Below are 19,839 nucleotides of genomic sequence, written 5' to 3'. Positions count from 1 at the left end.
ACAGCGCCGAAATCGACTGGGACGCCGACGGCGCGGATCGAATGCGGGAGCAGCCGAATCGGCACGGCACACCGGCGGGCCGGGTCCGATTGCGGGCCGACCGGGTGCGCCTCGGCTATCGCGGCCGGACCATCAGCGACCAACTCTCGGTGGATATTCCGGACGGCGCCTTCACGGTGATCATCGGCCCCAACGCCTGCGGGAAATCCACCATGCTGCGTGCGCTGGCTCGGTTGCTCACCCCGGAAGACGGTGCCGTGCTCCTCGACGGCAAGGCCATCACCGCCTATCCCGCCAAGGAGGTGGCCCGCCGCATCGGCCTGCTCCCCCAGTCCTCCACCGCTCCCGACGGCATCCGGGTCGCGGATCTGGTTGCGCGCGGCCGATATCCGCACCAGACCCTGCTACGCCAGTGGTCGCGGGCGGACGAGGCCGCGGTCACCGCGGCCATGGCGGCCACCGGCGTCACCGACCTGTCGGCCCGCTCGGTGGACGAGCTGTCCGGTGGGCAGCGGCAACGCGTCTGGATCGCGATGGTGCTGGCGCAGGAGACGCCGATCATTCTGCTCGACGAGCCAACCACCTACCTGGATATCGCGCATCAGATCCAGCTGCTGGATCTGTGCCGCACGCTGAACCGGAAGTCCGGCCGGACCGTGGTCGCCGTCCTGCACGACCTCAACCATGCCTTCCGCTACGCCGATCACCTCATCGCCATGCGGGACGGCCGGGTGGTCGCCGCCGGTGCGCCGCGCGAGATCGCGACCGCCGAGCTGGTGCGGGAGGTCTTCGCCCTCGGTTGCCGGATCATCGACGATCCGGAAACCGGTGCACCACTGGTCATTCCGCTCGCCGAGAACGCGGCGGGACTGGGCTGACATGGCGAGAAGGAAGCGGCCGGTCGGGTGACGCTGGTCATGATTTCCGCTTAGAACTAAAGTTAGGCTAACCTTATCTTTCGCCGCTCCACTACCGGACTCTCCGCGAGCCCGGGCGGGCCGAGGGAGGGGTGCGGGAACAGTGATGACGAAGGGAACTTTCGTGGGACCGGAGGAACGGGACAACTCGAACGACGGTCACCAAGGACTACCACTCACCGGACCGCAGCTCGGCATCTGGAACGCCCAGCACTTCGACCCGGAATCCGGCCGCTACCTGGTCGGCGAGGTGCTCGAGATCTCCGGCGCGACACCCGTCGACGTGGACCTGCTCGCTGAGGCCATCCGCCGCACCGTCGCCGAAGCCGAGAATATGCGGCTGCGGTTTCGCGACACCGTCGACGGTCCACGGCAATTCGTCACCGAGGCGACGGCCGTCCTGCGGCCCGCCATCGATGTGCGCCTGGCCGCCGACCCGTTCGCGCTGGCCAACGAGGCCGTGGCGCTGGAGCGCCACCGCGCCGCCGAGGACTGCCGCGGCATGGTGGATCGACAGCTCTACAACTACACGCTGATTCGGGTCACGGACTGCGACGTGTGGTGCGTGCAGCTGTACCACCACCTGATCGTCGACGGCTACAGCGCGGCCATGCTCTCCCGGAAAGTCGCGGCCCACTACACCGCGCTGCGCCGCGGAAAGCCCACGCCCAAGCAGACTTTCGGCACCATCGCGGCACTGGTCGCGGAGCAGCAGCAGTACCGCGCGAGCGAGCAGTTCCACCAGGACCGCCAATTCTGGCGCGAGCAGCTGACCCCATGGCCCGATATGGACGGCCGCGGTCAGCATATCGGCGGAGCGGTGGAACGCACCCTGCGCGCCGAAGCGGCGCTGTCCACCGAAACCATGGCCCGCCTGCGGGAATGCGCCGATAACTACGGCATCACCTGGGCCGACGTCCTCGTCGCCGCCTACGCCGCCTTCCTCAACCGCCAGCTCGGCACCTCCGACGTGGTGCTGTCCATGCTGCTCATGGGCCGCGTCGGCCGCGCGGCATTGACCACCCCCGCCATGGCCGTCAACATCCTCCCCCTGCGCCTGCGCGTGCACTCGGACGACCGATTGAGCGAACTCGGCCCTCGAGTAGCCGAAGCCCTGCGTGCAGTCCGCGCCCACCAGCGCTACAGCGGCGACGACCTGGCCCGGGACTTTCACGGCTACAACGCCGGTGAACTCCTGCACGGCGTCGGCATCAACCTCAAGCTGTTCGACTTCGCCCTGGACTTCGACGGCGCCCGCGGTGTCCTGCGCAATATCGCGGGCGGCCCGCCCGAAGACCTTGGCCTCACGGTGACCCCGCTGTCCGACGGCACCGTCCTGCTCGGCTTCGAACCCGACGCCCGCGGCAATGACCGGGATACAGTCCAGCAGCGACTCAACGGCCTGGCCCGTGTGATCGCCGACTTCACCGGCAGCGACAAGCCCGCGGTAGGCGCGCTCGAACTCATCGACCGCGATGAGCGAAGCCGCCTGCTGGACAGCCGTTTCGGCTCCTCGGCGACTGCGGCGGTGGAACTGGTGCCGGATGCGTTGGCGAGGCTGATAGCCGAGCAACCCGACGCCGTCGTCCTCGCCTCGGCCGAAGGACAGTGGACCGCAACCGAGTTCGGCCATCGTGTCGACACACTCGCGCAATTCCTCCGTGATCGCGGCATCGGCCCGGAGGTGATCGTCGGTGTGGCACTGCCTCGCTCGGCCGATCTGGTGGTGGCTTTGTTCGCCGTGTGGCGTGCCGGTGGCATCTGTCTACCGCTGGACCCGGAACATCCGGTATCGCGGCTACGCGCCGTGATCGCCGACGCCGCACCGGCAGTGGTGCTCAGCTCCGACACGCTGGCCGCTGACCTGCGGACCGGCCACGATGGCCGATCCAGCGCCGCGGAAGCCGCCCTGCCTCCCATTATCCCGGCCCGCCTGTGGCACGCCGGAATGTCGGAGGGCACCTTCTCAGCGAATGTGGCTGAGCCGCAACCGCTCCCAGGCAACGGCGCGTATCTGATCTACACCTCGGGCTCGACCGGCCGCCCGAAGGGCGTGCTGGTGGAGCACGGCGCGCTAGCGCACCTGTTGGCCGTCCACCGCGCCGGGATGTACGCCGAAACGGCCGCGCGCGTCGGCAGGCCACTACGCATAGCGCACACCACCTCCTTCGCCTTCGACGCTGCCATTGATCCACTGCTCTGGCTCCTCGACGGCCACCGGCTCCATGTGTACGACAGCGATATTCGGCGCGACCCCGGCGCTCTGGTCGAGGCGTTCGCGCGGGACCGGATCGATGTCGTCGACGGCACGCCCACCTTTGCCGCCGCGCTGCTGGAGCACGGGCTCACCGATATCGCACTGCTGGCGCTGGGTGGCGAGGCGTGCCCGCCCGACCTCTGGCAGGCGCTTCAGCACACCGGGATCACGGCGGTCAACCTGTACGGGCCGACCGAGGCCACGGTCGACGCGCTCTGCGCCGCGGTCCGGGACGAGCGTCCGCGCATCGGGCTGCCGCTGCCTGGGGCGCGGATCTATCTGCTGGACAACGCTTTGCAGGCCGTCGCCGACAATCAGGTAGGCGAGCTGTATCTTGCCGGGCCACAGGTGGCACGGGGGTATCTCGGGCGACCGGATACCACGGCGGAGCGGTTCGTCGCCGATCCGTATGGGTCCGCGGGAGCGCGGATGTACCGCACGGGTGACCGGGCGCGGTGGGTGTCGGGCCGAGGCTACGAGTACGTCGGGCGCAGCGACAATCAGGTCAAGATTCGCGGGCATCGAGTGGAGTTGGGGGAGGTCGAGGCCGCGCTCGGTGGCATGCTGGAGGTGCGGGCAGCGGCTGCCGATATTCGGGATATCTCGGGGCGTCCGACATTGATCGGATACGTCGTACCCAATGGGGCAGTGCCGAATTCGGTGGAATTGCGATCACGGTTGGCAGATCTGGTACCCGACCATCTGGTGCCGTCGCGGTTGGTGATAGTCGACGTGCTGCCACACACCGTGAACGGAAAGGTCGATCGCGTGGCGTTGCCGGAGCCGCCCGCCGAGGTCGGCGGGCGGGCGCCTGCCACCCCGGCCGAATCGGCGATGTGCGAGGTGGTGGCGGCCGCGCTCGGGTATGACGCGGTGCGCGTCGACGATGACTTCTTCGGGGCCGGCGGAGACAGCATCACCGCGATCAGCGTCAGTAGCCGGTTGCGGGAGCGGGGGCTCGTGCTGTCGCCGCAGCAGCTGCTCACCCGGCGGCCGCTGGCCGAGCTCGCCGCCACGGCCACGGTCCTCGGCGCCGAGACAGCGGTGCGCGATGCCTCGCCAGATCGGCCGTCCTCGCACGCTATCGCGTTGCCGCAGCGCAGCATTGACGAACTGACGGCACGCTACGGAACGATCGCCGATGTGCTGCCGCTGTCTCCGCTGCAGGAGGGGTTACTCTTCCATGCGCTGCGGGATGGGAACGCCGACGTCTACACCATGACGGCGCGTTTCGAGCTGACCGGTGCGCTCGATCCGGATCGGCTGGCGCAAGCTTTCGAACGGATGGTGGACCGGCATCCCAATCTGGGCGCGGCCTTCTGCTATGAGGAGTTCGACCAGCCCGTCCAGGTGATACCCGGCGAGCGCCGAATGCGGTGGCACGTCGAAGATCTCCGCGCGCGCACGGCCGAGGAGGCCGAGCTCGCGGCGCTGGAACTGGAAAAACGCGCGGGCAGCGAACCTTTCGATACCGCGGCGCCGCCGCTGCTGCGCGTGCTGCTGATCCGGTTGAGCGATACCGTGCAGCACCTGGTACTCACCGCGCACCATCTGCTGGCGGATGGGTGGTCGGTGCCGATCATGCTGCGCGAGACGCTCGCGCTGTATCACGGTGACAGTGAAACCCTCACTACTCCTGGCTATTACGGGGACTATCTGGCCTGGCTGATCGCACAGGACGCCGAGGCGGCGACCACGCGGTGGCGCGAGTACCTGCGGGGCGTGTCCGCGCCGACGCTGGTCGGCGTGGCGGGACAGCGGTCCCCGGCGGCACCGCTGCGCATCCCCTTGCCGGACAACACCGCGGCAGCACTGGAACGGCTCGGCCGCGCGCGCGGCCTGACCATGAGCACGCTCATGCAGGGTGCGTGGTCCATGGTGCTCGCGGATCATCTCGGCCGCCCCGACGTGGTGTTCGGCACGGTCATCTCCGGGCGTCCGGCGGATCTGCCCGGTGTGGAGCAGACCGTCGGCCTGTTCAGCAATACGATTCCGCTTCGGCTGCGGCTGGATTCGAGCCGATCGCTGTTCGATCAGCTGGCAGAGTTCCAGCGCGGCGCGTTCGAGATGCAGGAGCACGGCTACCTCGGCCTGGCGACCGTCGAGCAGGCGGCCGGACTCGGCCGACTGTTCGACTCCCTGGTCGTCTTCGAGAACTTCCCGAAATCCGGCCTACGCCAGCCGGATTCACACGAGTTGCGGGTCGCCGATGTCGCGGTGCACAGTCTCACGCACTTCCCGATCACGGTGACCGCCAGGCCCGGCGACCGCTTCGACCTACTGCTGCACCACGATCCGGCGGCCGTGCCGGAATCGACGGCCACCCGGCTGGCAGCGCGGCTTGGCACGGTGCTCACCGCCCTGACCACCGCGCCCGATGCCGCGGTCGCGGCGGTGCTGGCGGCGACCACGCAGCGCGAAACCCACGGCGCCACCCTCGCCGACTGGGGTACGGCGGTCGACCCCGAGGCTCCGGCGGTCACCTTCGACGGCGCGACCATCAACTTCGCGGAGTTCGAGGCACACACCAACCGCCTTGCCCGCTGGCTGATTTCGCGGGGCATCGGTCCCGAGACCGTGGTGGCGGTGAGCATGCCCCGCACGCCCGACGCGGTGATCACGGCGCACGCGATCGTCCGCGCCGGTGGCGTCTACCTGCCGATCGATCCCGGACAGCCCGCCAAGCGCATTCAGCGGATCCTCGACACCGCGGCGCCCGCATTGGTTCTCGGCACCCTCGACGACCTGGACATCTCCGGCTTCCCGGATACCCCGATCACCGATGCCGAGCGGATCGCGCCGCTGCGCCCGGTGAACACCGCCTACCTACTGTTCACCTCCGGATCCACCGGTGTGCCCAAGGGCGTCGCCGTGCCGCACCGGGCGATCGTGAACACCTTCGAATGGTTGCAGCGCCAGCACGGTTTCGGCCGCGGCGATACGGTCCTGTACCGCACCCCGCCAACCTTCGACGCCTCCCTGCTGGAATTGTTCCTCCCCCTGCACGTCGGCGCGCGGATCGTGCTGACCAGGCCGGACGGGCACCGCGACCCGTACTACCAGGCGCAGCTCATGCGCGCCGAGCGGGTGACCGCGCTGCAGATGACCACCTCCATGCTCACCGTGCTCGGTGAGGAGGCCGACCTGTCCGAATACTCCGATCTGCGTTGCGTTTTCACCGGCGGCGAGGCCCTGCCTCCGGCCACCGCGCACCGCATCTCCGCATTGACCGGCGCCCGGGTGCACAACCTGTACGGTCCGACCGAGGCCGCGGTGTGTCTCACCTACCACGAGGCCACCAGCCTGGATCAGGTGTCGGTACCCATCGGCCGCCCGGCACGCGAGGTCGGCGTCCGGGTGCTCGACGAGCGGTTGCTCCCGGTGGGCGCCGGAGCCATCGGCGACCTCTATCTGACCGGTGTGCAGCTGGCGCGCGGCTACTTCGCCCGGCCGGATCTGACCGCCGCGTCGTTTGTCGCCGATCCGCACGGCGCGGGCGAAAGAATGTATCGCACAGGCGATCTGGTGAGATGGAACCCCGACGGCGAGCTGCAGTACGTCGGCCGGGGCGACAGCCAGATCAAGCTGCGCGGCCAGCGCATCGAACTCGGCGATATCGAAGCCGCCCTGCTGGGTTGTGCGGGCGTCGCCCAGGCGGTGGTGTTGCTACGCGAGGACACACCGGGCGATCAGCGCCTGGTCGCCTACCTCATCGCGCGCTCCGGCGTCGATCTCGACACCGAGGCCGTACGGGATGCGGTGCGAACGACCTTGCCCGCGTACATGGTTCCCGCCGCGTTCGTGGTGCTCGCCGAGATTCCGCGCACGACCAGCGAGAAGATCGACCGCAAGGCGTTGCCGGCGCCCACCGGGTCGGCAGTCCCTCTCGAACCCGCGAGTTTTGTCATCGCCGGGGCAGCAACGGAATTCGCGGACGCCGGCACGTCGGAAGCGGTCCGCGCGGCCATGGCCGCGGTGTTGTCCGTTACCGAAGTCGACCTGGATGACGATTTCTTCGCCACGGGAGGGCATTCGCTCACCGCGGTGCGGCTGGTCGGCCGACTGCGCCGCGCGGGACTGGCCGTCGTTCTCGACGATGTCTTCGCCGCCCCGACGCCCCGCGCGCTGGCGGCACGTATCGCCCAGGCCGACAGCCCCTTCGACGGTGCTACCGGAGCGGGCCTGGCCATGCTCGGCAGCCGCCTCGACCATGTGCTGCCCTTGCGCGCCAATGGTGCGGGCGCGCCGCTGTTCTGTGTGCACCCGGTGGGCGGCACGGCATGGCAGTTCGGTCCGCTGGCGCGCCTGCTGCGCGCCGACCGGCCGATCATCGGTCTACAGTTGCCGACGCTGAGCGACACCGGTTTCCAGGCCGATACCCTCGACGAGCTGGCCCGGCACTACCTGGCCACCATTCGCGGCATCCAGCCGCATGGCCCGTATCACCTGCTCGGGTATTCGCTGGGCGGTGTGATCGTGCACGCGCTGGCCACGCTGCTCGCGTCGGAGGGCGAGTCCATCGCCTACGCGGGCATGGTGGATTCGCATCCGCTGGCCAATCTCGTCGATGAGGCCGAACGGACGCTGGCCGATCCCGCCGAACTCGATCGCCTGCTTCCTGAACTGCCCGGCGACGCACCAGAACTCGCTGCGGCCATCCGTACCGCGGCTACCGCGCTGCTCGGTATGGTCACCCGCTCGACCGCCTCGGATTATCGCGGCCCGATCGCGCTGTACGCCGCCGACGACGGCACCAACCCCGCCCGCACCGAGGCTCAGCTGGCCGGCTGGCGTGCGCTGGATGCCGAGCTCACCGTCCGCCGACTTCCCTACTCGCACTTCGACATCGTGTCCCCAGCAGGCTGGACCGAAGTCGCGGCGCTCCTCGACGTGGATCCGGTGATCCACCCATGACCCGCTCCCCCGACAAGAAAGAACACCCCGCTATGTCGCTGTACCGAATGACGACACGCCTCCGTGTGGCCGTCGCTCTGCTCATTGTCGTGCTGGTCGCGATGGTGGCGGCCTGCAACAGCTCCGCCACCGACGATTCGAACAAGTCCGGCACCCGGGCGGTACAGACCGCAAAGGGCACCGTCACCGTGCCCGCCGATCCGCAGCGCATCGTGGTTGTCAACGGCGTGCTCTCCGGATACCTCTTCGATCTGGGCACCACGGTGAAAGCCGCGGATCCGCGCATGCTCGGCGTCACGCTGAAGCCCGGTGAGTTCCCCGCGGCCTGGGCCGCGGAGGCCAAGCAGCAGGGCACCGCGGCGGTGCCCTCCGGTGACAACATGAACCTGGAGTTCATCGCCGCGCAGCAGCCGGACCTCATCATCGGCGGCGGGCCCGGCTACCCCGGCCAGCAGTCGATCGACAACTACGACAAGCTCACCGCCATCGCACCCACCGCGCTGGTGCCGTCCGCCGCCACCAGCTGGCAGGACCAGTTGAAGTCGGTGGCCGACATCGTGAACCGCTCCGCGAAGGTGGACAGCCTGGTCACCGCCTACAACGACAAAGTCGCGAAGGTGAAGGCCGGTGTCAAGCTGCCACAAGGCGCGGCCGCGGTGATGCAGTCCCGCAAGGATGGCAAGCCCACCCTGATCGCCCCCAACACCTCGCTGGCCGCGCTGCTGTCCTCGGTGGGTATCACCATGGACGACAAGGTCGAGGCGAAAGCGGGCAACCCGGCTCGGCCCGCGGCCGGCGACTGGGTGAGCTTCAGCCCCGAACTGCTGAGCACGGTCGTCGACGCCCCGGTGCTCTTCGTGATCACGCTCGACGGCGGCCGCACCATTGCCCAGCTGAAGGAAGACCCGATGCTGGCCAAGCTGCCTGCCTTCCAGAACGGCCAGCTCTACGAGCTGCCCGCGACCAGCCAGCGTCCGGATTACCGCAGCGCCATGGCCACCCTCGACCTGTTGGCGGAGCGCTTCAAGTGACATCGGTCGGTGGCCTGCTGATCGACACCTCGCCGCTGCGCGCCAGCCGGGAGTTCCGCAATGCCTTTGCGGCCCGGCTGATCTCGGTCCTCGGCATCGGGCTGCTCATGGTGGCGCTGCCTGTGCAGGTCTATCAAGCCACCGGCTCGTCACTGCACGTCGCCGGCGTCACCGCGGTCACCGCGGTCGCCCTGTTCGCCGGAAGTCTGGCGGGCGGGGTGATCGCGGACCGGTACGACCGGCGCGATGTCATTCAATGGGCGCGTAGCGCGGCCGGTTTCGGCTTCCTCGCGCTCGGCCTCAACGCACTGCTGCCGAATCCGTTCCTGGCCGTCATCTACGCCGCCGGTGTGGTAGACGGGCTGGCCGGCGGCATCAGCGGATCGGCACTCATGGCGGTGATCCCCATGCTCGTCGGCCGCGAGAAGGTGGCCGCCGCGGGCGCGCTCACCTCCCTCACCACCGATCTGGGCACCATGATCACCCCGGCGCTGGCCGGGCTGTTGATCGCGAAAAGTGGGGTAGGGCTTGCGTTTTTCCTGTGCGCGGGCGCGACCGTCGCCACCGTGGGGCTGATCCGGTCCATCGGACCGCAGCCACCACCACAGCGGGAGATCGCGCATCCACTGCGGGAACTCGCCATCGGCATCAGCTTCGCGGCCAGGCACAAGGTCATCCGCGCCACGCTGTTGACCGGCACGATCGCCATGTTGGTGAGTGGTCCGCTGGTGCTGCTGCCCGCGCTCGCGCACGACGAACTCGGGGCCGGGACAACCACTCTCGGCCTGCTCTACGCCGCCCCCGGTGTTGGCGCGGTGCTTGGTTCGCTGACCAGCGGTTGGATCGGTCGCACCAGGCAGGCCGGGCGGGCACTGCTGATCTCCATGGCGGTGATGCCGATCGGCGTGATCGTCGCCGGACTCTGGCCGCATGCCGCGCCGGTCTTCCTCGGCCTGGCCGGCTTCGGTCTGGCGCGGGCACTGAACATCGTGCTGCGCTACACCATCCTGCAGCAAGAGTCCCCCGAGGAGCTGCGCGGCCGGCTCTCCGGCCTGCTCATGGTGCAGGCGGTGACCGGGACCGCGGTCGGCTCGATGACGGCCGGCCTGGTCGGTCAATTCTGCACGCCCGGAACCGCTCTCGTGGTCTACGGGCTGTCCGTACTGGTATTGGGCGTGTTGACGGCCGTCGCCGCCGCGCCACTGTTGGGAAAGGGGAAGCCCTGATGGATCGTTCCGGTTATGCCGATCGCATCGTCGAGGTGCTGGCGGGTGAGCACGGGGCCAAGGTCGGATATCCGATCGGTCTGTGCGCGGTGCAGGTGGTGCGCACCGCACAGGTGGGCGCGGGGTTGATCCGCATCACCTTCGGCGGCGCGGACCTCGCCGAATTCCACAGCTATGTGCCGGATGAGCATGTGCGACTGGTCTTTCCGGACGAGGCGGGTGTGCTGCGGCTGCCGCGCAAAGACGGGCTCTCCCTGGAGTGGGGCAAGCCGCGTCCGGTGTCGCGCGAGTACACCGTGCGACGCTTCAGCGCCGAGGACCGGGAACTGGATATCGACTTCGCCGTGCATCCCGGCGGTCTCGCCTCGGATTGGGCGCTGGCCGCCACCCCGGGCACCCCGATGCACATCGCCGGTCCGCCCGGTGGCGTGGTTGTTCCCACCACCTACGACAGGTATCTGCTCGCCGGTGACATCACCGCGCTGCCCGCCATCGCGCGCTGGCTGGAATGGCTGCCCCGCGAGTCCGCCGGGTGGGCCGTCATCGAGGTGCGCGGTCCGGACGAGGAGATCCCCCTGGACGCCCCGGCGGGATTCGAGGTGCGCTGGGTGCATCGCGGCAACGCCGCGGCCGGTACCGGCGATGCCTTCGAGAAGACGTTGCGTGCCATCGAAGTGCCTGCCGGAGAACGGATCTACCTCTGGCTGGCCGGTGAGGCGGGTGTGCTGAAGCCGCTGCGCCGCTGGGTGAGTACCGAACTCGGGGTGGGCCCGAAGGACCGATTGATCGCCGGGTACTGGAAACGCGGCGTCACCGATTACGATCGAGACGAATGATGCGTTCCTTGCACTGGACCTGGATGATGTCGCGGCGGCACTCGGCGTCCAGGTATTCCGGGGTCGGCTGGTCGGCATCCTGACCGTCACCCTGGTCGCGGCGGCGGCGTGCGGGAGTATCGCCTTCCTCGGTCTCATGGTTCCCGGTTGGCGCGCGCGTTGACCGGACCCGACTATCGGTGGCTGCTGCCGTGCTCGGCCCTCCTCGGTGCGGTCATCCTGCTGGCCGCCGATATCGTCGTCGCGCTGCTCGGTGCGCCGTTCTTTCTCGCGGTCGTCCTGTGGCGGAAGTCGGGGGCGCGATGACAGCGCAGATCGAGGCTCGACGGCCGACACCCACGGTGCGAGTACCCGGTACCCAGCTCTCGGTCCGCTGGCGCTTGCGTTCTGTCGTGGTGGCCGTTGGCGACCTTCGCACTGTGTTGCGTGAGCCTCGGCACCGGCGATCTCGCGATCTCGCTGCCTGACGCGCTTGCCACCCTGTTCGGTCGCGGAAACAACATGAACGCCTTGTTATTCACAAACTCCGGCTGCCACGCGCGGTACTGGTGGGGCTGGCGCTCGGGTGGGTGGCGCCGCGAGCGCAGACCATCGCCTGCAACCCGCTCGCGTCACCCGACGTGCTCGGTGTCACCGGTTCTTCAGGAAGTAGTCGACGACGGTGCGGCCGAGGGTGTAGCCGTTGTCGAGGGACAGGCGGAAACCCGCGGACCGCTGCTCGAGGTGGTCGAGCACGCTTTGGCCCGGGTAGGGCTGGTCGAAGTTGCTCACGGTGCGCAGCGACAGATATCGGTCGAGGTAGCCGTGGCGGTCGAGCACGGCGGCGGTGGCATTGTCTTCCATCTGCGTGGTGCAGTAGTTGGCCTGGCCGTTCGTGCGGACGCCCATGATGTAGCGCGCGGTGTCGGAGAGTTCCTTGCCGGAGTACCAGTCGTCGCCGGTCATGGTGTCGCACTTGATCACCGACGGCTTCCGGTCACCTTGGCCGAACTGGGCACGCTCGGCGGCGGCCTCGGGACTGTCGGCCAGGGTGGCGTGCTCGGTCAGGCCGAAGGCGGTGTCGACCAACTGCTCGTTCAGGTGGTAGGCGGCGGTGTTGTAGTTCTCGACGGGGCGGTAGCCGTGCGGCAGGCCCGGCGCCTCGGCCGGGACGAGGTGGTTGCCGAGGTCGAAGTCGACGATCCAGCGGGCCCAGGTCGCGGAGCCGAGGGTGGCCTGGTCCGGCGGTGCGCCCGCGGTGCCGACGGTGAGGAAGTGGGCGTTGGTGAAGTCGAGCTTCGGGCTGTCCAGCACGGCCATCATGGTGGCCGCGGCGTTGGTCTTGCCCTGCCCGGTCTCGGCGACGCACAGTCCATCGGCGTTGCAGTGCACCGGCTTGTACGAGGTCGGCACGTCCACGGTGATCGGCAGCGACTCGCGCTGCAGCCACGGCTCGACCTCCGGATCGAACATCGTGATGACCAGCACACCGACTTTGACCGGTGCCGCGTTCGACGTCTCCCCGCCGCCACAACCGGCCGCCATGGCGACCGTCGTGAACACCGTCAACGCGACTATCCAGCGACATAAGAGCATCGGATGATCCTATGACAAGGCCCCTTGTCGCCGCCCTGCGCACCGCGACCTACCCCAACGGCTGGTCGCGCCAACCGAGGACGACCCGACAATCGCGCAAAGCCACCCATGTAGGTTGGACGACAGGTTTTCTTGCGGCACAAGCGGAACCACCGAACCCTCACTACCTGCGGTTTCGGTGCGCATGCTTGCTCGGGCGATCAGCTGTGCGCTCGTTTGTCGAACAGTCGGTGGAGCGCGGCGAGGTCCGCGCCGAGTGAAAGGCCCATCAGCATGACGTCATCGGCGGGATCGAACGCACGCGCCCACATCGGGGTCACCGGCCTCGCAGTGATGGGCAGCAATATCGCGCGCAACTTCGCCCGGCACGGACACACCGTCGCGCTGCACAATCGCAGCATCGCCAAGACCGACGCGCTGCTCGCGGCGCACGGCGACGAGGGCGATTTCGTGCGCACCGAGACGATCGAGGAGTTCGTCGGCGCGCTGCAGAAGCCGCGCCGGGTGCTGATCATGGTCAAGGCAGGCGACCCGACCGACGCGGTGATCGAGGAGCTCGCCGCCGCGATGGACGAGGGCGACATCATCATCGACGGCGGCAACGCGCTGTTCACCGACACCATCCGCCGGGAGAAGTCGCTGCGCGAGCGCGGCCTGCTCTTCGTCGGCGCGGGCATCTCCGGCGGCGAGGAGGGCGCGCTCAACGGTCCGGCCATCATGCCCGGCGGCCCCAAGGAGTCCTACGAGGTGCTCGGCCCGCTGCTGGAGTCGGTCGCCGCGCAGGTCGACGGCACCCCGTGCTGCACGCACATCGGGCCGGACGGCTCGGGCCACTTCGTGAAGATGGTGCACAACGGCATCGAGTACGCCGACATGCAGCTCATCGGCGAGGCGTACCACCTGTTCCGCGACGCGCTCGGCTTCGACGCCAAGCAGATCGCCGACGTGTTCACCGGCTGGAACCAGGGCGAGCTGGAAAGCTACCTGGTCGAGATCACCGCCGAGGTGCTCGAGCAGGTCGACGCCAAGACCGGCAAGCCGCTGGTCGACGTCATCCTCGACGCCGCCGAGCAGAAGGGCACCGGCCGCTGGACCGTCAAGGCGGCGCTCGATCTCGGTGTTCCGGTGACCGGCATCGCCGAGGCCGTGTTCGCCCGCGCGCTGTCCGGCGCCACCGACCAGCGCCGCGCCGCGGTCGGCCTCGCCTCGGGGCAGCTCGCCGACAAGCCCACCGATGCCGAGCAGTTCACCAAGGACATCGAACGCGCGCTGTACGCGTCCAAGGTGGTCGCCTACGCCCAGGGCTTCGACCAGATCGCCGCCGCGAGCACCGAATACGACTGGAACCTGCACCCCGGCGATCTCGCGACCATCTGGCGCGGCGGCTGCATCATCCGCGCCCAGTTCCTCAACCGCATCAAGGACGCCTACGACACCAACGCCCAGTTGCCGAGCCTGATCCTGGATCCCTTCTTCCAGCAGGCCATCGAGAACGCCATCGACAGCTGGCGCCGCGTGGTCGCCGCCGCCGTCCAACTCGGCATCCCGGTCCCCGCGTTCGCGTCCTCCCTCGCCTACTACGACGGCCTGCGCGCCAAGCGCCTCCCCGCCGCCCTCACCCAGGCCCAGCGCGACTACTTCGGCGCCCACACCTACGAGCGCATCGACATGCCGGGCAAGTACCACACCCTGTGGAGCGGCGACCGTAGCGAAATCCAGGCCGACTGACCAACCCCGAGCACCCGGCCGCTCGATCGGCCGGGTGCTTCGCCATCCCCTGCCGCGCACGAACCAGCCAACGACTTCGTGCACGGCCCGAAAACCGTTTACATGTTGTGTATCCGTGACATTGCCTACGGCAAAAATGGCCTAGTAGTGCACAATGTTCCAGCTGCGTGACACTGCTTGTAGGTTCTGGATCCATAACATCGATGACGCGTAGTGATGGCGACCACCAACTCACGCGATCACGAAGTGCCGCCGAGGCGGTCAGCTGGCTTGGTACTCCACGCTGCACTCGCCGTTGGTGTAGTTCTGGCCCTCGCCGTGGTTGAAGACGCCGAGGTTCAATAGGATTCGGCCCGGCTTGGTGGGGATGCCGGTGACGGTGAGGGTGTTGTCGGGGCCTTTCACCTGGGCGGAGGTGTCGGCGACGCCGCTCTTGCCGGTGGTGATATTCGCCCAGTTGACGGTGAATTTCTGGTCGTAGGCGACATCGGTGCCCGCATTGGTGTGGACTTTCAGATCGATCGTGCCGTTGCTGGAGATCGCGAACACGTCGCTGGCGGCGGGGGTTTGGAACGGTTCCACCGGGACCGGGTAACTCATCGTGCAGATCGGCGCCGAGGGATCGTTCGGGGCGGCGAAAGCGGCGGGGGCTCCGGCGGCGGTTACGGCGAGGCAGGCGATCGCGGCGACGCGCAATAGGCCAAAGCGGGTTCCTGATTTCATCGGACCGTCCCATCAATCATCGAGATGTACTGGATGAACATGGTTGCCACGCTATGGAATAACGGTCGACAGCGTCGGCAACCGAAACCACCCTAGCGAGCACAACACAGGCGTGGCAACGTTCGACAATTCGAAACATGCTCTAGCAAAAGGGATCTCGACTAGCAAGACCTCAATATATTTGGGGCACACCATTTCTGGGGATGACCTGCGAAGAGACCCCGATCGGCCGCGCTCGGCGGCGCGCCGCTCGCGAACAAACCGCCGTTGTCCGGTGTGCCTGATTCGGTATTCGGCAAACCCGCCCGGGCGTAGCGGATGTGATCCGTACCACGATCGGCGGAGTAATTGCTGGCAGCTTGCAGTTGTCCCGGTTGCCGTTGCGCATCGACGGGGCGGCACTTTGCACGTCAGGCGCGAATTTTGCCGAACGGCGCGGCATCATGGCAGATATGCGCGTACTTATTCAGCTTCGTCCGTCCGTCGATCTGATTACCGCAGTGGCCGATCGTGCGGTTCCGGTCGCTTCCGCCGATGTTGCCGGGCATCTGCCCGGGATCGTGCTTGATCGCTCGTACGCTCCGGTCGCGGTGCCGAAACCCGTTCCGCCGGTGTCGGATACCGGCCGGTCGAGCTATTCACTAGACCCGGCGGACGTGTCGGTGTTGGTGCGTGGCGAGATCGACGATGAGGGCATCGCCGACAACATGTCGCAATTGTCGGCAGCGCGCGGCGTCACCGGCGTATTCGCGGATCCGGTGATTCAAACCAATCTCACGTGCGGCGGCACCCCTGCGGTCGGCAACTGGCACGATGTCGAAACCCTGTTGCAGCACGGCGATCTCACGGCCGCGGGCTTGGACGGTTCGTCGGTGGCACTGGCCATCGTCGATACCGGTATCAACGCCGCGAAGGTCAAGCAGGTGCGCGGCGGGCAGGTCACCATCGACAAGGCACGCAGCTGGAATCCGGCCGGTGTCACCGGCACGCCGGGCGAGTTTCCGGTGGACCACGGCTCGATGTGCGCCTTCGACGCGCTCATCGGCGCGCCGAAGGCTTCGCTGCTCGACCTCCCGGTGCTGCAGAGCAAGCGGCAGGGCGGCACCGTCATGGAGGGGCTGCTGTCGGACGCGCTGGCCGGGTACGCCCACCTGCGGACCGTGCTCACCGATCAGCCCGCCGCGGCGCGGGCCCTGGTGATCAGCAACAGCTGGGGATCGTTCTCGCCGAGTTGGGATTTCCCCGTCGGGCAGCCCGGAAACTACTCCGACAATCCGTCCCACCCGTTCAACGTGATCGTCGGCTCGCTCGAGGCCGCGGGTGCCGACATCCTCTTCGCCGCGGGAAATTGCGGGCGTGACTGCCCGGACGGTCGCTGCGCCTACCCCGATAAGCCGATCGGCGGCGCCAATTCGCATCCGAGCGTCTTGTCCATCGGCGGTGTCGACACCAAGGGCCAGCGGGTCGGCTACTCCTCGCAAGGCCCCGGCCGACTGGCCGACCGCAAGCCGGATATCTGCTCCTACACCCATTTCCTCGGGTCGACGGCCTTCGGCGCCACCGAACCGGACACCGGCACCTCGGCGGCCACGCCGGTCGCGGCGGGCCTGGTGACGGCAATCAGGACCATGTGGCCGGCGACGAAGCTGCCCCCCGCGCAGCTGCGAGCGTTGGTGCAGCGCACCGCGATCGCGCAAACCGGCGGCTACAACTACGACTACGGATACGGTGTCGCCAACGCCGCCGCGATCCTCGCGGAGCTGAATCGAACGGCCGCCCGCGCGTAACGTAGGGGCATGCCGCTGCTCACCATTCGGCTCCCGCAGGAGGCGACCCTGGAGGCCGCCCTGCGGGAGCTGAAGCTCACCGCTGACGACGTCGATACCGCCTACGGCTTGGTCGCCGTAGATCCGGCGAACGGCCTGTACGCGCTGCGGGTGACCGACGCCGCCGCGGCGCGCATGACCACCGCGGGCCCCGGCGTCGAGGTCTTCGCCGACCCGCGCATCGAACCGGGCAACGGATCGGGCTGCGACCCGAAACCCCGTGCCTGACAGTCGGTTCCGGCACATCAGTATCCCGGCGGCACCGATCGGTGCCGCCGGGATTCGGTACTGCTATCGGGCTATCGGGCTACCGAATCCGCCCAGTCGATGACGGCGGCCCGATACTCGGCGGTGTTGGGTGCCAGATTCACCGCATGCCCGCTGCCGGGCAATACAAAGGTGCGCAACCTCGCGTCGGGTCCGAAATACGGTGCCTCCGCGGCCTGCAGCGTCGCGCTGTCCGCGCAGATCGCGAATCCCGGCCCACAGGACAGGATGTCCATGCTGCCGTTGACCACCATGGTGGGTGCGGTGATGAAACTGGACATGCCGGGCAGGGTAGACAGCAGCCCATCGGGATATTCGGTGAGCGAGAAGGTTTCCTTGGTCGCCTCGTCGGCCGCGACCACCTGGGGATCGAAGTTATCCGGCCCATAGAAGTCGGCCCGGCGCGCACCCGGCCGGGACACGAGATAGCCGGGGTCGTAGCCGCGTCCGGCGAATGCCGGATCCTGAACGGCCGGGTAGTACGTGCTGATCACGCCGAGCACCCCGGGAATGTTCAGTGTGTGCGAGTAGCCGGTGAGCAGCACGCCGTCGACGTCGTGATACTTGGTGGCCTCCATGACGGAGGTGCCCGAGCTCAGCGAATGCCCGCCGGTGATGATCTTGCTATATGACCGTGCGCCGGCCAGACCCTGGCGCAGCTGCTGCACGATGAGGTGCAGCGCTTCCGCGGTGGCCGTCGCCGTGAGCGTCGCGCTCGGCGGCCGAGTGCTCGCGCCGTTGCCGAGCCGGTCGACCACGAGGGTCGCATAGCCCGCGCCATTCATCGCACGCCGGAAGTTGTAAGTGTCCGGCTGATATTGGAAATCCCAATAAGAGCCGTTGTAATTGGAACCCGCCATCAAGACCATGACGGCATCTGTTGGCCTGTCCGTGGCCTGGCACAGCGTCCCGGCCAAAGTTCCCTGCGGCACCGGGAAAGTAATCTCCTGGCAGCGATCCGGCAGCGAAACTTGATCGGCCTGGGCAATACCCGGCGTCAGACAGAGCATTGTTGACATGACAAAAGCCCGTATTGAGGCCCGCACGCGACGCGCTCCCCTCGGAGGTACACGAGGATAACCACTTTGGCATCCTAGTTGAGTCATCAACCGGGAGGTTATCTCGCGCCGAGGTCGATGCGCAATACCTATCGCGAAGATGTGGCTACTCCGGCTGCCCGGCACCGCGGCAGGAGATGTGTTGCCGCACTTGATAACCGGCTCTGCCGGTCGAGCCGTCGGCCGGACTTCGCTTTTCGGGCAAGCCGGGCGGCAGCCGCCTGAGGGCGGGAGCTCGGCCTGCTCCCGCCCTCAGGGCTACGCGTGGCCCACCTCCGCGTCGACGCGCGGTGTGGCCGTCAGAACATCGATGCCATCCAATCCTTTACTGCGGCTTGATAAGCGGCGGTGTTCAGGGCGAGATTCACCGAATGCCCGCTACCGGGCAGCACATAAGTGCGCAGCTTCGCGGCGGGAGTGAAATACGGTGCCTCCTCGGCCGCCAACGCCGCAGTACTCGCGCACGCGTTCAGGCACAATCGGTCCTTGCTTCCGTTTGTCACCATCACCGGAACATTGATGAGGTCGGTCGCGGGCGGCAGGGTGGATGTCAGGCCGTCGGGATACTCCGTCAGCGAGAAGACTTCCTTGGTGTCTTCGTCGGTCGCGAGCACAGCGGGATCGTAGTCACCGGCGCCGTAGAAATCCGCCGCCCGTGTTCCCGGCCGGGTGGTCAAATAGCCGGGGTCGTATCCCTGGCCTGCGAAATGCGGGTCGTCGGCCGCTGGATAGTAGGTGGCCACGACGCCCGTCGTCCCCAGCAGATCGAGACTGTGCGAAAACCCGGTGAGCAGAACACCATCGACATCATGGTGGGTGCTCGCCTCGATGACCGCGACCCCGGAGCTGAGCGAATGTCCGCCGGTAATGATCTTGCTGAACGGCTGCACACCGGGCAGTCCCTGCCGTACCGCACCCACCAGCTGATGCAGCGCGATGACCGAGCCGGTGGCCGTCAGCACCGCACTCGGCGGCCTGGTGCTGGCACCGTTGCCGAACCGATCGACCACCAGCGTCGCATAACCCGCGGCGTTCATCGCGCGCCGAAAGTTATACGTCTCCGGCGCGTACGGGAAATCCCAATAGGTGTGGTTGTAGTTGGACCCCGGCATCAACACCATGATGGTGCTCGTCGGCGTCGCCGGCATGCACAGAGTTGCGGCCAAAGTGCCCGTGGGCGGCACCGGAAAGGAAACCGCCGTACAGCTATTCGGTGGGACGGGATTGTCGGCGTGGGCAACCCCAGGCACCAGACAGAGAATTGTTGACACGACAAATGCATTTAAGAAGGCCCGCACGAGACGCGCTCCCCTCGGAGTTACACGAGGATAACCATTTTGGCACCCTACTTCAGTGATAAATCGGAGGCTAGCCCGCAAACTGGTTGATGCGCAACGACTATCACAAGTATCTACACCTATTCGTGACTGTCGGAACCGCCGACGGAGATGCTTTGCGATGTTTGCGTATACCGCAGCAAC

General features: G+C 67.5%; 15 protein-coding genes. 10 read left to right on the top strand and 5 right to left on the bottom strand.

The window, feature by feature from the left end:
* Positions 1-41 precede the first annotated feature (41 nt).
* The 7 genes from ACIBCN_RS20760 to ACIBCN_RS20730 all read left to right on the top strand — a co-directional run bounded on the left by ACIBCN_RS20760 (position 42) and on the right by ACIBCN_RS20730 (position 11,487).
* On the top strand, positions 42-878 hold the full coding sequence (locus ACIBCN_RS20760; protein WP_396993321.1) for an ABC transporter ATP-binding protein: 837 nt from the start codon (positions 42-44) through the stop codon (positions 876-878).
* Between the two features lie 145 nt (positions 879-1,023).
* Positions 1,024-8,088: an amino acid adenylation domain-containing protein gene (locus ACIBCN_RS20755; RefSeq protein ID WP_396993213.1), complete on the top strand. Its 7,065-nt coding sequence runs from the start codon at positions 1,024-1,026 to the stop codon at positions 8,086-8,088.
* 47 nt (positions 8,089-8,135) lie between these two features.
* Positions 8,136-9,119, top strand: a complete 984-nt coding sequence (locus tag ACIBCN_RS20750; RefSeq protein WP_396993212.1) for an ABC transporter substrate-binding protein — start codon at positions 8,136-8,138, stop codon at positions 9,117-9,119.
* Complete coding sequence (gene entS / locus ACIBCN_RS20745) at positions 9,116-10,345, top strand: enterobactin transporter EntS (protein WP_396993211.1); 1,230 nt, start codon at positions 9,116-9,118, stop codon at positions 10,343-10,345. Before ACIBCN_RS20750 ends, entS begins: the two co-directional genes overlap by 4 nt.
* The gene (locus tag ACIBCN_RS20740) at positions 10,345-11,181 is read left to right on the top strand and encodes a siderophore-interacting protein (protein ID WP_396993210.1); all 837 of its coding nucleotides are present in this window, start codon (positions 10,345-10,347) and stop codon (positions 11,179-11,181) included. Before entS ends, ACIBCN_RS20740 begins: the two co-directional genes overlap by 1 nt.
* On the top strand, positions 11,162-11,344 hold the full coding sequence (locus ACIBCN_RS20735; protein ID WP_396993320.1) for an iron chelate uptake ABC transporter family permease subunit: 183 nt from the start codon (positions 11,162-11,164) through the stop codon (positions 11,342-11,344). Before ACIBCN_RS20740 ends, ACIBCN_RS20735 begins: the two co-directional genes overlap by 20 nt.
* Positions 11,329-11,487, top strand: a complete 159-nt coding sequence (locus tag ACIBCN_RS20730) for an iron chelate uptake ABC transporter family permease subunit (RefSeq protein ID WP_396993209.1) — start codon at positions 11,329-11,331, stop codon at positions 11,485-11,487. Before ACIBCN_RS20735 ends, ACIBCN_RS20730 begins: the two co-directional genes overlap by 16 nt.
* Before the next feature lie 324 nt (positions 11,488-11,811).
* On the opposite strand, the gene ACIBCN_RS20725 is transcribed toward ACIBCN_RS20730, so the two are convergent.
* Positions 11,812-12,756, bottom strand: coding sequence for a purine-nucleoside phosphorylase (locus ACIBCN_RS20725; RefSeq protein WP_396993208.1), 945 nt, complete (start codon positions 12,754-12,756; stop codon positions 11,812-11,814).
* A 273-nt stretch (positions 12,757-13,029) separates the two neighbouring features.
* Between ACIBCN_RS20725 and gndA the strand changes: the two genes are divergently transcribed.
* Positions 13,030-14,484 carry an NADP-dependent phosphogluconate dehydrogenase gene (gndA, locus tag ACIBCN_RS20720; RefSeq protein ID WP_396993207.1) on the top strand — a complete coding sequence of 485 codons (1,455 nt, stop codon included), beginning with the start codon at positions 13,030-13,032 and terminating at the stop codon, positions 14,482-14,484.
* 261 nt (positions 14,485-14,745) lie between these two features.
* On the opposite strand, the gene ACIBCN_RS20715 is transcribed toward gndA, so the two are convergent.
* Positions 14,746-15,207, bottom strand: coding sequence for a hypothetical protein (locus ACIBCN_RS20715; RefSeq protein WP_396993206.1), 462 nt, complete (start codon positions 15,205-15,207; stop codon positions 14,746-14,748).
* 410 nt (positions 15,208-15,617) lie between these two features.
* The gene (locus ACIBCN_RS20710) at positions 15,618-15,755 is read right to left on the bottom strand and encodes a hypothetical protein (RefSeq protein WP_396993205.1); all 138 of its coding nucleotides are present in this window, start codon (positions 15,753-15,755) and stop codon (positions 15,618-15,620) included.
* Between the two features lie 42 nt (positions 15,756-15,797).
* Between ACIBCN_RS20710 and ACIBCN_RS20705 the strand changes: the two genes are divergently transcribed.
* Both ACIBCN_RS20705 and ACIBCN_RS20700 read left to right on the top strand, forming a co-directional pair.
* Positions 15,798-16,994 carry a S8 family serine peptidase gene (locus ACIBCN_RS20705; protein WP_396993204.1) on the top strand — a complete coding sequence of 399 codons (1,197 nt, stop codon included), beginning with the start codon at positions 15,798-15,800 and terminating at the stop codon, positions 16,992-16,994.
* 9 nt (positions 16,995-17,003) lie between these two features.
* On the top strand, positions 17,004-17,261 hold the full coding sequence (locus ACIBCN_RS20700) for a hypothetical protein (RefSeq protein WP_396993203.1): 258 nt from the start codon (positions 17,004-17,006) through the stop codon (positions 17,259-17,261).
* A 71-nt stretch (positions 17,262-17,332) separates the two neighbouring features.
* Here ACIBCN_RS20700 and ACIBCN_RS20695 read toward each other — a convergent pair whose 3' ends face one another.
* Both ACIBCN_RS20695 and ACIBCN_RS20690 read right to left on the bottom strand, forming a co-directional pair.
* On the bottom strand, positions 17,333-18,160 hold the full coding sequence (locus tag ACIBCN_RS20695; protein WP_396993202.1) for an alpha/beta fold hydrolase: 828 nt from the start codon (positions 18,158-18,160) through the stop codon (positions 17,333-17,335).
* Between the two features lie 497 nt (positions 18,161-18,657).
* Positions 18,658-19,470 (bottom strand): alpha/beta fold hydrolase, encoded by an 813-nt coding sequence (locus ACIBCN_RS20690; protein WP_396993201.1) that lies wholly within the window; start codon positions 19,468-19,470, stop codon positions 18,658-18,660.
* Positions 19,471-19,839 lie beyond the last annotated feature (369 nt).

This window comes from Nocardia sp. NPDC051052 (genome assembly GCF_044456045.1).
Lineage (GTDB): Bacteria > Actinomycetota > Actinomycetes > Mycobacteriales > Mycobacteriaceae > Nocardia.
This window is presented reverse-complemented; position numbering and strand designations above follow the sequence as displayed.

What these genes read in the sequence shown, in the direction of transcription:
- gndA (WP_396993207.1), top strand. Translation starts at nt 13,030, where the DNA reads ATGACGTCATCGGCGGGATCGAACGCACGCGCCCACATCGGGGTCACC.
- ACIBCN_RS20695 (WP_396993202.1), bottom strand. Translation starts at nt 18,160, where the DNA reads ATGGCGGGTTCCAATTACAACGGCTCTTATTGGGATTTCCAATATCAG.
- ACIBCN_RS20755 (WP_396993213.1), top strand. Translation starts at nt 1,024, where the DNA reads ATGACGAAGGGAACTTTCGTGGGACCGGAGGAACGGGACAACTCGAAC.
- ACIBCN_RS20725 (WP_396993208.1), bottom strand. Translation starts at nt 12,756, where the DNA reads ATGCTCTTATGTCGCTGGATAGTCGCGTTGACGGTGTTCACGACGGTC.
- ACIBCN_RS20750 (WP_396993212.1), top strand. Translation starts at nt 8,136, where the DNA reads ATGACGACACGCCTCCGTGTGGCCGTCGCTCTGCTCATTGTCGTGCTG.
- ACIBCN_RS20690 (WP_396993201.1), bottom strand. Translation starts at nt 19,470, where the DNA reads ATGCCGGGGTCCAACTACAACCACACCTATTGGGATTTCCCGTACGCG.
- ACIBCN_RS20700 (WP_396993203.1), top strand. Translation starts at nt 17,004, where the DNA reads ATGCCGCTGCTCACCATTCGGCTCCCGCAGGAGGCGACCCTGGAGGCC.
- ACIBCN_RS20710 (WP_396993205.1), bottom strand. Translation starts at nt 15,755, where the DNA reads ATGCCCGGCAACATCGGCGGAAGCGACCGGAACCGCACGATCGGCCAC.
- ACIBCN_RS20715 (WP_396993206.1), bottom strand. Translation starts at nt 15,207, where the DNA reads ATGAAATCAGGAACCCGCTTTGGCCTATTGCGCGTCGCCGCGATCGCC.
- ACIBCN_RS20740 (WP_396993210.1), top strand. Translation starts at nt 10,345, where the DNA reads ATGGATCGTTCCGGTTATGCCGATCGCATCGTCGAGGTGCTGGCGGGT.
- ACIBCN_RS20760 (WP_396993321.1), top strand. Translation starts at nt 42, where the DNA reads ATGCGGGAGCAGCCGAATCGGCACGGCACACCGGCGGGCCGGGTCCGA.